The organism is Aquabacter cavernae, from assembly GCF_003993795.1.
GTDB classification, from domain to species: domain Bacteria; phylum Pseudomonadota; class Alphaproteobacteria; order Rhizobiales; family Xanthobacteraceae; genus Aquabacter; species Aquabacter cavernae.
This window is the reverse complement of the sequence record NZ_RWKV01000015.1, coordinates 412,820-424,713: the sequence shown is the minus strand read 5'-3', so window position 1 is coordinate 424,713 and position 11,894 is coordinate 412,820. Positions and strand designations below refer to the sequence as shown.

General features: G+C 64.6%; 13 protein-coding genes. 10 read left to right on the top strand and 3 right to left on the bottom strand.

Annotation, left to right across the window (positions count from 1 at the left end):
- The first annotated feature begins 5 nt into the window (after window positions 1-5).
- Together EJJ38_RS20340 and leuC are read left to right on the top strand one after the other, a co-directional pair.
- Window positions 6-173, top strand: a complete 168-nt coding sequence (locus EJJ38_RS20340) for a hypothetical protein (RefSeq protein ID WP_164738506.1) — start codon at window positions 6-8, stop codon at window positions 171-173.
- Window positions 174-252: 79 nt separating this feature from the next.
- A complete protein-coding gene (gene leuC / locus EJJ38_RS15285; protein WP_127090977.1) occupies window positions 253-1,680 on the top strand; it encodes a 3-isopropylmalate dehydratase large subunit in 1,428 nt (475 codons plus the stop codon).
- A 52-nt stretch (window positions 1,681-1,732) separates the two neighbouring features.
- Here leuC and EJJ38_RS20810 read toward each other — a convergent pair whose 3' ends face one another.
- The gene (locus tag EJJ38_RS20810) at window positions 1,733-1,864 is read right to left on the bottom strand and encodes a hypothetical protein (RefSeq protein WP_274704737.1); all 132 of its coding nucleotides are present in this window, start codon (window positions 1,862-1,864) and stop codon (window positions 1,733-1,735) included.
- Between the two features lie 80 nt (window positions 1,865-1,944).
- Here EJJ38_RS20810 and EJJ38_RS15280 point away from each other — a divergent pair, with 80 nt between their 5' ends.
- The 8 genes from EJJ38_RS15280 to EJJ38_RS15245 all read left to right on the top strand — a co-directional run bounded on the left by EJJ38_RS15280 (window position 1,945) and on the right by EJJ38_RS15245 (window position 9,815).
- The gene (locus tag EJJ38_RS15280; protein WP_127090976.1) at window positions 1,945-2,364 is read left to right on the top strand and encodes a metallopeptidase family protein; all 420 of its coding nucleotides are present in this window, start codon (window positions 1,945-1,947) and stop codon (window positions 2,362-2,364) included.
- Window positions 2,365-2,414: 50 nt separating this feature from the next.
- Complete coding sequence (gene leuD / locus EJJ38_RS15275; protein WP_127090975.1) at window positions 2,415-3,020, top strand: 3-isopropylmalate dehydratase small subunit; 606 nt, start codon at window positions 2,415-2,417, stop codon at window positions 3,018-3,020.
- Window positions 3,021-3,252: 232 nt separating this feature from the next.
- The gene (gene ybaL, locus EJJ38_RS15270; RefSeq protein ID WP_127090974.1) at window positions 3,253-5,157 is read left to right on the top strand and encodes a YbaL family putative K(+) efflux transporter; all 1,905 of its coding nucleotides are present in this window, start codon (window positions 3,253-3,255) and stop codon (window positions 5,155-5,157) included.
- 345 nt (window positions 5,158-5,502) lie between these two features.
- Entirely contained in the window at window positions 5,503-5,637 is a 135-nt protein-coding gene (gene rpmH, locus EJJ38_RS15265; RefSeq protein ID WP_127090973.1) for a 50S ribosomal protein L34, read from the top strand.
- Window positions 5,638-5,664: 27 nt separating this feature from the next.
- Window positions 5,665-6,045, top strand: coding sequence for a ribonuclease P protein component (rnpA, locus tag EJJ38_RS15260; RefSeq protein ID WP_127090972.1), 381 nt, complete (start codon window positions 5,665-5,667; stop codon window positions 6,043-6,045).
- Window positions 6,042-7,877 carry a membrane protein insertase YidC gene (gene yidC, locus EJJ38_RS15255; RefSeq protein WP_127090971.1) on the top strand — a complete coding sequence of 612 codons (1,836 nt, stop codon included), beginning with the start codon at window positions 6,042-6,044 and terminating at the stop codon, window positions 7,875-7,877. Before rnpA ends, yidC begins: the two co-directional genes overlap by 4 nt.
- Before the next feature lie 157 nt (window positions 7,878-8,034).
- Complete coding sequence (gene yihA, locus EJJ38_RS15250; protein ID WP_127090970.1) at window positions 8,035-8,715, top strand: ribosome biogenesis GTP-binding protein YihA/YsxC; 681 nt, start codon at window positions 8,035-8,037, stop codon at window positions 8,713-8,715.
- 74 nt (window positions 8,716-8,789) lie between these two features.
- Window positions 8,790-9,815, top strand: coding sequence for an acyltransferase family protein (locus tag EJJ38_RS15245; RefSeq protein ID WP_127090969.1), 1,026 nt, complete (start codon window positions 8,790-8,792; stop codon window positions 9,813-9,815).
- Window positions 9,816-10,499: 684 nt separating this feature from the next.
- On the opposite strand, the gene EJJ38_RS15240 is transcribed toward EJJ38_RS15245, so the two are convergent.
- Together EJJ38_RS15240 and EJJ38_RS20805 are read right to left on the bottom strand one after the other, a co-directional pair.
- Window positions 10,500-10,691, bottom strand: a complete 192-nt coding sequence (locus tag EJJ38_RS15240) for a hypothetical protein (protein WP_127090968.1) — start codon at window positions 10,689-10,691, stop codon at window positions 10,500-10,502.
- A gap of 233 nt (window positions 10,692-10,924) precedes the next feature.
- Window positions 10,925-11,611: a cold-shock protein gene (locus tag EJJ38_RS20805; RefSeq protein WP_164738524.1), complete on the bottom strand. Its 687-nt coding sequence runs from the start codon at window positions 11,609-11,611 to the stop codon at window positions 10,925-10,927.
- Window positions 11,612-11,894 lie beyond the last annotated feature (283 nt).

Genomic DNA, 11,894 nt, shown 5'->3' with positions numbered 1-11,894 from the left:
ATGTCATGAGCCCTCGCCGCATCCATGGTCCGTGCCCGTCTCTGGCCGCGTTCTGCGCCGCCGGGACCCATGCGCGCACCACCATGGAATTCGCCGCGGTGCCGGATCATGTGCGCCTGCCGGGGCGCTTCTTCGGCCGGTTCACGACCGCGGCCCTCGCCGCGCTTCGCTGACCCTCGACCTTTCTCCGTCAGTCACCGGCACAGCCCGACGCTGCCTTCGCGCGTCGGCGATCCTTAGGACATATCACCCATGAGCACCTCGGCGAGCGCCCCGCGCACCCTGTACGACAAGATCTTCGACGACCATGTGGTCTCGCGCCAGGAGGACGGCACCTGCCTCCTCTATATCGACCGCCATCTCGTCCACGAAGTGACGAGCCCGCAGGCCTTCGAGGGGCTGCGCATGACCGGTCGCCAGGTGCGCGCGCCGCACAAGACCCTGGCCGTGGTGGACCACAATGTCCCCACCACCGACCGCTCCCTGCCGAACCCCGATCCCGAGAGCGCCGCGCAGATCGCCGCTTTGGCGGAGAATGTGAAGGAGTTCGGCATCGAATATTATGACGGCTTCGACCGTCGCCAGGGCGTCGTGCACGTGGTGGGCCCCGAGCAGGGCTTCACGCTGCCCGGCACCACCATCGTATGCGGCGACAGCCACACCTCCACCCATGGCGCCTTCGGCGCGCTCGCCCACGGCATCGGCACGTCTGAGGTGGAGCATGTGCTCGCCACCCAGACGCTGATCCAGAAGAAGGCGAAGAACATGCGCGTGACGGTGGACGGGCAATTGCCCGAAGGCGTCGGCGCGAAGGACGTGGTCCTCGCCATCATCGGCACCATCGGCACGGCCGGCGGCACCGGCTATGTGATCGAATATGCGGGCGACACCATCCGCGACCTCTCCATGGAAGGCCGCATGACGGTCTGCAACATGTCCATCGAGGGCGGCGCGCGCGCGGGCCTCGTGGCGCCCGACGAGAAGGCTTTCGCCTATCTCAAGGATCGTCCCAAGAGCCCCCGTGGCGCGGACTGGGATGCGGCCATCCGCTATTGGGAGACGCTGCGCACCGATCCCGGCGCCTTCTTCGACACCGAAATCCGCCTGGACGGCGCGAGCCTGCCTCCCATCGTCTCCTGGGGCACGAGCCCGGAGGATGTGATCTCCGTGGAAGGTCTGGTGCCCGATCCCGATTTGATCGAGGACGAGGTGAAGCGCGGGGCGAAGAAGCGCGCCCTGGCCTATATGGGCCTCACCGCCGGCACCAAGATCACCGACATTGCGCTGGACCGGGTGTTCATCGGCTCCTGCACCAATGGACGCATCGAGGATCTGCGGCAGGCGGCCCATATGATCGGCGGCCAGAAGGTGAATGCGCGGGTGAGCGCCATGGTGGTCCCCGGCTCCGGCCTCGTGAAGGCGCAGGCCGAGGCCGAGGGCCTTGACCTGATCTTCAAGGAAGCCGGGTTCGAGTGGCGAGAGCCGGGCTGCTCCATGTGCCTTGCCATGAATCCCGACCGGCTCTCGCCGGAAGAGCGCTGCGCCTCCACCTCGAACCGCAATTTCGAGGGACGCCAGGGCTTCAAGGGCCGCACGCATCTCGTGTCCCCCGCCATGGCGGCGGCGGCGGCGATTGCGGGCCGTTTCGTGGACGTGCGGAACTGGCCCCACGCCGCGTGATGCGGAAGAGGGCGGCGGTGTACCCGCCGCCCGAACAGTCAGGCCGTCAGAATTACGCCGCCAGAATCACGATGGGCGCGTGGGCTCCGGCCTGAGCGATAGGCCCGGTTTCCTGAGGGGCGAAATAGGCGGCGACGCCAAGAATGGTCACGACACTCGCCGTGACCGCCAGCTTGCGCAGCATGTCAGCCTCCGTGTGCAGTCTGTGCTCTCAACGGCGGCACATGGTTAAAGGTTCCTTACCCGCCTTGGGAGGCACGAGGAATGCCCGCACACGAGGATTGGAGCGAGCGCGTCGCGCCGTCCCTGGAGGACATGGAGGCGCTGGCGGACCGTGCGTTCGCGGGGCTTCCGGAGAGTTTCCGCCGCCTGGTGGCGGGCGTGGTCATCCGTGTGGAGGATTTCCCCACGGACGAGGTTCTGGACGAGATGGAGGCGGAAACGCCCTTCGACCTGCTGGGCCTGTTCCACGGCATCGGCATGGCGCAGGACGCGGCCGTGGGGGAGACCGGGCGTCTGCCCAACATGATCTTCCTCTATCGCCGCCCCATCCTCGACTATTGGGCGGAACACGAGGAAAGCCTGGGCGGCGTTGTCACCCATGTGCTGGTGCACGAGATCGGCCACCATTTCGGCCTCTCGGACGAGGACATGGAGCGGATCGAGGACGCCGCCGACATCTGATTTCAAATCAATACGAGACTGGCGGCACGGCCGCCCGAAGGATGGCGATCATGGAAAAGTTCACGGTTCTGGAGGGCGTCGCGGCGCCCATGAAGCTGGTCAATGTCGATACCGACATGATCATCCCCAAGCAGTATCTGAAGACCATCCAGCGCACCGGCCTCGGCAAGGGCCTGTTCTCCGAGATGCGCTACAACGAGGACGGGTCTGAGAATCTGGACTTCGTCCTGAACCAGCCGGCCTATCGCAACGCCAAGGTCCTGGTGGCGGGCGACAATTTCGGCTGCGGCTCCTCGCGCGAGCACGCACCCTGGGCGCTGCTGGACTTCGGCATCCGCTGCGTGATCTCCACGGGCTTCGCCGACATCTTCTACAATAACTGCTTCAAGAACGGCATCCTGCCCATCGTGGTCTCCCCCGAGGAACTGGAGAAGCTGTTCGAGGACGCCGAGCGCGGCGCCAATGCCACGCTCACCGTGGATCTCGGCGCGCAGGAGATCCGCGGGCCGGACGGCGGCGCCATCTCCTTCGAGATCGACCCGTTCCGCAAGCGCTGCCTCATGGAGGGCCTGGACGATATCGGCCTGACCCTGGAGAAGGAGACGAGCATCACCGGCTTCGAGGCGGGGATGAAGACGGATCGGCCTTGGCTCTGAGGGCGGTTTTTTCATGGGTGCGACGGCAAGGCGCTGCTTCGGCAGCGCCTTTTTTGTTTAACCTTCATTCCTTGGTCCCATTTCCCCTCCATATGAAGATGGTGCCGCTCACGCTCGGTCATGGCAGGGTGCCCCGGGGGCATGCCTGGAGGCCCTTCCTGCTGCGCGCGTTTCCGCTACGCTGAAGGTTCCCGCCAGAAAACCGACCGGATTTCAATCAGGAGGATTGTTCGTGCCCCACGATACGCCGTTGATCTCAACCATCGTGGGGGCATTGGTTCTCGCATTCATCCTTGGGGCGCTGGCGCAACGCATGCGGATCTCGCCGCTTGTGGGGTACCTGCTGGCGGGTGTCCTTGTGGGGCCGTTCACCCCGGGCTTCGTGGCCGATCAACATCTCGCCCTCCAACTCGCCGAGATTGGCGTCATCCTGCTGATGTTCGGCGTGGGGCTTCATTTCTCCCTTTCGGACCTCTTGTCGGTGCGCGCCATCGCCATTCCGGGCGCGGTGGCGCAGATCGGCGTCGCGACCCTCATGGGCATGGGGCTGGCCTGGGGCATGGGCTGGCCCATCGGCGGGGGCATCGTATTCGGCCTTGCCTTGTCGGTCGCTTCCACGGTGGTGCTGTTGCGCGCCCTGCAGGAACGGCGGCTGGTGGAGAGCGAGCAGGGGCGCATCGCGGTGGGCTGGCTGATCGTCGAGGACCTGGCCATGGTCCTCGCCCTGGTGCTGTTGCCGGCCGTGTCGGAAGCGCTGGGCGGAAACGCGGCCGGCGGCGGCGCGGCGCATCATTTCTTCGGCGATGCGAGCATCTGGATGACGCTCGCCATCACGCTCGGCAAGGTGGCGGCCTTCGTGGTGCTCATGCTGGTGGTGGGGCGCAAGGTCATTCCCTGGGCCATGCACTGGGTGGCCCATACCGGCTCGCGCGAACTGTTCCGCCTCGCCGTGCTGGCCATCGCGCTGGGCGTCGCCTACGGGTCGGCGGTGCTGTTCGGCGTGTCGTTCGCGCTGGGCGCCTTCTTCGCCGGCATGGTGCTGAGCGAGAGCCCGCTGTCGCACCGCGCCGCCGAGGAGACGCTGCCGCTGCGCGATGCGTTCGCGGTGATCTTCTTCGTATCCGTGGGCATGCTCGTGGACCCGCGCATCGTCATCGAGCATCCGCTCCCGCTGCTGGCCACGGTCGCGGTGGTGCTGGTGGGCAAGTCAGTGGCGGCCTATGCCCTGGTGCGCATGTTCGGCTATGATCGCTCCACCGGCCTCACGATTTCGGCGAGCCTTGCCCAGATCGGTGAATTCTCCTTCATCCTGGCCGCCCTCGGCATGGATTTGGGATTGCTGCCCAAGGAAGGGCGGGACCTGATTCTCGCCGCCGCGATCGTCTCCATCCTGGTGAACCCCTTCTGCTTCATCCTGCTGGACCGCTTCACGGCCCGCACCGCGCAGCCGGCTCCCGTGCCGGGGGATGCACCGGACGCGCCAGCGAAGCCGCCCAAGCCCGTCCGCCTGCTTCCTGTGACCGACAAGAGCGACCATACGGTGATCGTCGGCTACGGCCGGGTGGGTCGCCTCGTCTGTGAGGGGCTGCACAGCGCGGGCATGCCGATCCTGGTGATCGAGGATGCCAAGGACGCGGTGGAGGCCCTGCGCGGGGCCGGAATCGAGGTGATCGATGCCAATGCGGCCGCCCAGGACGCTCTGCTCGCCGCCAAGGTGCAGTATGCGCGGCGCCTGATCCTGGCCATTCCCGACGGTTTCGAGGCGGGCAGCGTGCTGAAGAAGGCGCGTGCGCTCAATCCGGATCTGGAGATCATCGCCCGCGCCCATTCCGAGGCGGAGGTGGACCACCTGCGCAGCAACGGGGCGGGTTTCATCATCATGGGCGAGCGGGAGGTGGCGCGCGGCATGTTGGCCCATGTGCTCACCGACGCGCCGGAGCCCTCCAGCGATCCGACGCCGGAAGGGATGGATTCCAGCCTGTTCGATTCCACCCCCGACGCCATCGAGACCACGGTGGCCGCTGCGGGCGAAACCGAGGCGGCGCCGGAGCCTGTGCCGGCCGTCGAGGCCAATGCGGAGCCTGCCGCCGAGGCTCCTGCACCCCCCCGCGCGCCGGAGACGGTCGCGCGGGACTGAGGCGAGGGTCCGTGGTGTTCCCACGGACCACCGCCCCGTCCGCCCGGCATCGGCCCCACGTCGGGGCCGTGGACGGGAGGCAGCCTGCCGTTGCGGCGCCCCTTTTTGGGTGCGGCGCATCCTCCACAGGGGGCCGGGCAGCGTGGTTTGACATTGACTGCGCGGCCATCCGCCCCTATAAGCCCGTCCCGAACTTGGGCGGCTCCGGCTCCTGAGGCTGGCTCCGTTTTCGAGGTGATCTCCCGTTTCGAGGCGATCTCGAAGGGAGCCCTGTTCGCGGCAAAGGCTGCGGGCAACGGTCTCACGGATGCTGACGCGGCCGCATAACTATCCGGAGAATTCACCGTGAAGCGCACCTATCAACCGAGCAAGCTCGTGCGCAAGCGTCGGCACGGCTTCCGTGCGCGCATGGCGACCATGAACGGCCGCAAGATCATCGCAGCCCGCCGCTCCCACGGCCGTAAGCGCCTGTCCGCGTGAGGCATGACGGCTGCGGAGCCGCGCGCCATGGACCGCCTCCGCAAGCGTCGTGATTTTTTGGCGGCGGCCCGGGCTGAGAAGGCCGGGGTCGCTTCTTTGCTCTTGCAGGGCCGCAATCGCCGCGACACGCCGGACGTGCGCATCGGCTTCACCGTCACCAAGAAGGTGGGGAATGCCGTGGTGCGCAACAGGATCCGGCGGCGCCTCAGGGAAGTGGCGCGGGCGGTGATGCCCGCTGCGTCCCGGCCCGGATACGATTACGTGATGGTGGCGCGGCTGCATGCCTTGCACGCGCCCTTTTCAGATCTGGTGCGCGACCTTGAGCGCGCCGTGAGCCGGCTGCATGGAAGCTCCGGCAAGACATCCGCAGATAGATCCGCCCGCGCCGACGGAGCCCGCTCGGAATGACCCAAAACAAGAATATGTTCATCGCCATCGGCCTGTCGCTGGCGATCATGATCGGTTGGCAATACTTCTACGGTATGCCGCTGGCCGAGAAGCAGCGCCAGCAAGCCGAGCAGCAGCGCGTTCTGCAGCAGGCCGAGCAGGCCCAGCAGCAGCAGGGCGCCGCGGAAACGCAGGCGGGCGGCGCGGCTGTTCCCGGCGGCGCGCAGCCGGGTGCGGCACAGGCCCTGGGCCGGGCGCTCACTCGCGACCAGGCCCTCGCGGCCACCCCGCGCGTCGCCATCGACACGCCGCGCCTGAAGGGCTCCATCTCGCTCAAGGGCGGCCGGGTCGATGACCTGTCCCTGCTGGACTATCACGAGACCGTCGATCCCAAGAGCCCGAACATCGTGCTCCTGGCGCCGGCCGGTTCGCCCCATCCCTTCTATGCGGAATTCGGCTGGACCATCGCGCCCGGTGCCACCGTGAAGGTGCCCGGTCCCGATACGCTCTGGACCGTGGCCTCCGGCCCCCTGACCGCGTCCAGCCCGCTTGTCCTCACCTATGACAATGGCGAAGGCCTGCTGTTCAAGCGGACCTACGCGGTGGACGAGCAGTACATGTTCACCGTGAAGGACGACGTGGAGAATCGCGGCGGCGCGCCCGTCACGCTCTATCCCTACGCGCTCGTGACCCGCCACGGCCTGCCGCAGACGCAGGGCTTCTACATTCTCCATGAAGGCATGATCGGCGTGCTCGGCGATGCCGGCCTTCAGGAGATCACCTATTCCAAGATCGAGGACGGCCAGCCCCACCTCTACAAGGCGACCGGCGGCTGGCTGGGCATCACCGACAAATATTGGGCGGCGACGGTCATTCCCGACCAGTCCTCCCAGATCGATGCCCGCTTCTCCTCCACCACCACCAGCAACAATGTCCGTAATTTCCAGGCGGACTTCCTCGGCGCGGGCAAGACCGTGCAGCCGGGCGCCAGCGCCTCCTCGGAAGGCCGCCTGTTCGCGGGCGCCAAGGTGGTGGCCGTGGTGGACGGCTATCAGCGCCAGTACAATATCGACCGGTTCGACCTGCTGATCGACTGGGGTTGGTTCTACTTCATCACCAAGCCGCTCTTCCTGGTCATCGACTGGATCTATCACCTCGTCGGCAATTTCGGCGTCGCCATCCTCATCGTGACCGTGCTGCTCAAGCTGGTCTTCTTCCCGCTGGCCAACAAGTCCTACGCCTCCATGGCGAAGATGAAGGCGCTCCAGCCGGAAATGATGGCCATCCGCGAGCGCTACAAGGATGACCGGACCAAGCAGCAGCAAGCCACCATGGAACTGTACAAGAAGGAGAAGGTGAACCCGGTTGCGGGCTGCCTTCCCATCCTGGTGCAGATCCCGGTCTTCTTCGCGCTGTACAAGGTGCTGTTCGTGACCATCGAGATGCGGCATGCGCCCTTCTTCGGCTGGATTCACGACCTCTCCGCGCCGGACCCGACCACCATCTTCAACCTGTTCGGCCTCATCCCGTGGAACCCCGGCTCCGTGCCGGTGATCGGGGCCTATCTGATGCTCGGCGCCTGGCCGCTCATCATGGGCGTCACCATGTGGGTGCAGATGAAGCTCAACCCTGCTCCGCCGGACCCGACGCAGCAGATGATCTTCAACTGGATGCCTGTGATCTTCACCTTCATGCTCGCGCACTTCGCGGCCGGACTGGTGATCTACTGGGCCTGGAACAACACCCTCTCGGTGCTCCAGCAGGCGGTCATCATGCGCCGCCACGGGGTCAAGATCGAGCTGTGGGACAATATGCGGTCCGTCTTCAAGAAGAAGGCGTCAACCAAAAGCTGAGGGTGCGCGCCGGGGAGCGGCGCGCATGCCAAGACACACGGAGGAGGGCGGGTAGACCCGCCTTCCGCCCTGGAGCGCGGCGGGGACAAGGTCTGGCGTCGTCCCCGCCGTATCCGTCCCGCTTGCGGCGGAGCGCATCTCGACCCATAAGCGCTCCATGACTGACGCACTCCCCCCAGACGGGCCTACCGAAGATCCCTTCCGCGAACCCGGGCGCCTCCTGTTCGCGGCGGAATGGAACTTCATCACCGCGGCCCCCACCATCGAGACCCTGCCGCCCATGACGGGCGTGGAGATCGCCCTGGCGGGGCGGTCCAACGTGGGCAAGTCGAGCCTCGTCAATGCGCTGACCGGCCGTAAGGCGCTGGCGCGCACCTCGGTGACGCCGGGCCGCACGCAGGAACTCATCTTCTTCCGCATGGGCCCGCAGCTCACCCTGGTAGACATGCCCGGCTACGGCTTCGCCAAGGCGCCCAAGGAGAAGGTGGATGCCTGGACGCAGACCATCCGCGGCTATCTGCGGGGGCGGGTCAATCTGGCGCGGGTGTTTGTGCTGATCGACAGCCGGCACGGCATCAAGCCGGTGGACGAGGAGATCCTGGACCTGCTGGACAAGGCTGCGGTGTCCTATGCCATCGTCCTGACCAAGGCGGACCAGATCAAGCCCACCGCATTGGTGGAGCGGATCGCGGAGACGCAGCAGCGCATCCGCAAGCGCCCGGCCGCCTATCCCGAGATCTTCCCCACCTCCAGCGAGACCGGAGAGGGCCTGCCGGACCTGAGAGCCGCCGTTGCTCGCCTGCTGGCGGAGCGATATGGAAACGAAGAGCCGGCCTGAGAGGCAAGCCGTTTCGGATATGGCCAGCCTTCCAGGGGGAGGGCTGTTCCAGAGATGGGTGGAAGGGGGACTGAATGTTCGAGCGTCATCCATTTTATCAGAATCATATTGCGATTGATGTTCTTCGCGGTGTCGCCGCACTCCTTGTGCTTTTTTCGCATGCGGATGCATACAATCTCGTTCAGCCTGGCATTTTGTCGCCATATCGCGGCTATGCCGGAGAGATTGGTGTCTATCTGTTCTTTATCATGTCAGGATACCTTATTTGGGTATCTGCCAATCGTACGTTGGAGCGACCCGGCGGACTGTACGAATACGCAGTACATCGTGCCACGCGCATCATGCCGCTCTATTATGCCGCTCTTGCCTTTGGCATTTTGGTGTTCCCATTCCTGAGTCCTTTTCAGCAAAATTTGAATTTTTATACAATATTCAGAAATATTACATTTACCCAAACGCTGAATCCGAGTGCTGCGCGGTCTATAAATCCAGTTCTTTGGACTATAACGCTTGAAGTTTTATTCTATATATTGGTTCCATTCCTGCATAAGTTGCGCGGGTATTTTTTTGTTGTGGTGGGAATAGCGATTTTTACAAGCTGGTATGCATCTCAATATCCTGGGGCAATGTTCTCCCCGTTCCTGCGGCTATTTTTCTTGTTTGTCATCGGCATGGCGTTCGCCAATTTCACGCTCATACCGAAGCCGCTGTTCTTCTGGAGCGCCGTGGCGGTGGCGGTGATCATGTCGATGGACCGATGGTCGTCGATGAGCGTCTCCATTGCGTGGTCCGTCGTTATTTTTTCCGGGGTGGCTGCCTATCGGAGATATGAGACGACGCTGCTCTGGCGTGTTCTCGCGTTCTTCGGCTTGATTTCCTATTCGCTCTATATCTGGCATTACATGCTGATCGAGATGGTGGGCCCGATCACCTCCGAGGCGTCCATAAGGAACCCGGCCTTGTCTGCGGTTCTCTTCACCGCCTTCTGTGCCCTGTTCAGTTGGATCAGCTATCAGCTTATCGAAAAGCCCGGCCAGACCACGCTGCGGCAATGGTGCTTGGACTGGCGGAAGAGGCGACAGGTGCAGTTACGGACGTGATGGGGGTGCTCCTCCCGGAAAGGGGCATCCACGAGCGCTTCCAATGCTCAGTGGGAAGCGATTCGCGTGACCCTGGAACTAGGCGGCAGGTGCCATCGTCGATCGACAGGTTGCGGCTGCTTTGAGGGCGCCAAACAGCCTAACAACCTGACCGTTACGTCATGGGCAATGGGCTGGGTCATTCGGTGCGCGGTGTCGCGAGAAATGGCCGGCCTTCCTTAATGCAAGAAAGAGGTCACCCAGAAGCTGCGGTACGCGAAGAGAGATAGTCGCAGCCAATCGTTATGGCTAAGGGGAGTTGAGTTCCGTCACGCCTGCGATCTCATCGACGTAGCATTGCCGTGTCACAGGGCGATCCGACCTTCGCCGTCTTCTGCGTTAATCCCGAAGCGCCGCGCGCGTTTCTGGCGACAGCTGGTATCGCCGTCGTTTCTCCGGGAAGGTGCGCTCTTGGGCCCCCTGAAAAGGCCAGCCCGCAATTTATCGCTTTGACGGCGATAGTGGCGCGCCACTCTCCGCCATGGGGCGGAGCACTTGGTTGCCCCGCCTTCCGTGGCGCGCTGTGCCGCGGTGTGGAGCGCGGACGGCCCCCAAGGGGCAGAGATATATTTGAGCGGAGGGAAGTCGCCAGGTGGCCGCTGGTTTGCCAGGCCTTGGGGGCAAGCGGAGGAGGCGTGCTTGCACTCAGCGCTTGTGGTGGATTTCCTCCAGCAGGGCTTCTGTGGCGGCGATGACGCCTTCGAGTTCGGAAATCTTGCGGATGGTCCCGTCGGAGGGAAGGGTCTGCGTGCCTGCGGCAGTGAGGAGCAACTCGCGCTGGGCGGTCTTCAAACGGGCGAGCAGAGCGGAAAGCTCGACCTCGGTGCTATGCGCCATCCTGAAAAGTCCTCATGAAGAAGTCGGGAGATGCCGCTCAAGGGGCCGCCTGCCGCTCGGCCCGTTCGGCGGGTTGCACCATGGCCGGACATGATGCGCCGATCAACCATTCAGCAATTGCGCCCGGCGCAAATCTGACGAGGCTGCGGTTGGACGCCCGGTGGAGGCGCCGAAATGGAAACGGGCGCAGCGATGCTGCGCCCGTTCCGGTTGACGAAAGCCAACCTGATGGATCAGTCAGCGACCTCGATGCCGCGAGCTTCCGGACCCTTCGGGCCCTGACCCACCTGCACCACGACGCGCTGGCCTTCAGCGAGATCGTTGAGGCCCGAACGGGACACGACGGTGACGTGCACGAACACGTCCTTGCCGCCGCCTTCCACCGCGATGAAGCCGAAGCCCTTCTCGGGGTTGTACCACTTCACGGTGCCCACACGCTCTTCGGTGGGGCCGGACGGGGCACGCGGGCCGCCGCCGAAGCCGCCAGCACCAGGGCCGCCGGCACGCGGGCCGGCGCCGAAGCCGCCCGGAGCGCGCTCACGACGCGGGGGAGCCGCTTCAGCGGTAGAGGTGTCCACTTCGAGCACTTCGGTGACCTGACGGCCCTTCTGGCCCTGGCCGACGCGCACGGACAGCTTGGAGCCGGGAGGAACGCTTTCCTGGCCGGCGGCCTCAAGGGCGCGGGCATGCAGGAACACGTCGCCGGAGCCATCCGCGAGCTCGACGAAGCCGAAACCCTTCTCGGGATTGAACCACTTCACCGTCGCGTCGATGGGCGGGCCCGAGGGAGCGGGAGCGCTGAAGCTGCTGGGCGAGGAGAACGCGCGCTCTCCTCCAAAACCACGGTCACGGGGGGGCGGCGTGAAGTCGTCATCAAATCCGCGACGGCGCGGCTCTCGGAAGTCTCGGTTACGGCTCATGTCTAATTCCGTTGAGGTCAGGTCGCCAATACTGGCTAGGGCCATCCACCATTGCTGAACTTGTCGGCGCTTATTGCTCACGTCTTCGGACGAACCAGTGGAGTCCTGACGACACGTTCAAATCAGCAACCAGCTTCTCGCCTCGCAGCCTAATGGACACTCCCGGCATCCGCGCGTTACGAAAACAAAATACGCTGGAAGCCGGCACTTTCGAGACTAACACACATCAGTGACGATTTGGTACATGAATGTTTACTGCCGTTCGCGCGCATCGAGGGCGTAT

What these genes read in the sequence shown, in the direction of transcription:
- EJJ38_RS15240 (WP_127090968.1), bottom strand. Translation starts at nt 10,691, where the DNA reads ATGGCGCATAGCACCGAGGTCGAGCTTTCCGCTCTGCTCGCCCGTTTG.
- rnpA (WP_127090972.1), top strand. Translation starts at nt 5,665, where the DNA reads ATGGACCGCCTCCGCAAGCGTCGTGATTTTTTGGCGGCGGCCCGGGCT.
- yidC (WP_127090971.1), top strand. Translation starts at nt 6,042, where the DNA reads ATGACCCAAAACAAGAATATGTTCATCGCCATCGGCCTGTCGCTGGCG.
- yihA (WP_127090970.1), top strand. Translation starts at nt 8,035, where the DNA reads ATGACTGACGCACTCCCCCCAGACGGGCCTACCGAAGATCCCTTCCGC.
- EJJ38_RS20340 (WP_164738506.1), top strand. Translation starts at nt 6, where the DNA reads ATGAGCCCTCGCCGCATCCATGGTCCGTGCCCGTCTCTGGCCGCGTTC.
- leuC (WP_127090977.1), top strand. Translation starts at nt 253, where the DNA reads ATGAGCACCTCGGCGAGCGCCCCGCGCACCCTGTACGACAAGATCTTC.
- leuD (WP_127090975.1), top strand. Translation starts at nt 2,415, where the DNA reads ATGGAAAAGTTCACGGTTCTGGAGGGCGTCGCGGCGCCCATGAAGCTG.
- EJJ38_RS15245 (WP_127090969.1), top strand. Translation starts at nt 8,790, where the DNA reads ATGTTCGAGCGTCATCCATTTTATCAGAATCATATTGCGATTGATGTT.
- EJJ38_RS20805 (WP_164738524.1), bottom strand. Translation starts at nt 11,611, where the DNA reads ATGAGCCGTAACCGAGACTTCCGAGAGCCGCGCCGTCGCGGATTTGAT.
- EJJ38_RS15280 (WP_127090976.1), top strand. Translation starts at nt 1,945, where the DNA reads ATGCCCGCACACGAGGATTGGAGCGAGCGCGTCGCGCCGTCCCTGGAG.
- EJJ38_RS20810 (WP_274704737.1), bottom strand. Translation starts at nt 1,864, where the DNA reads ATGCTGCGCAAGCTGGCGGTCACGGCGAGTGTCGTGACCATTCTTGGC.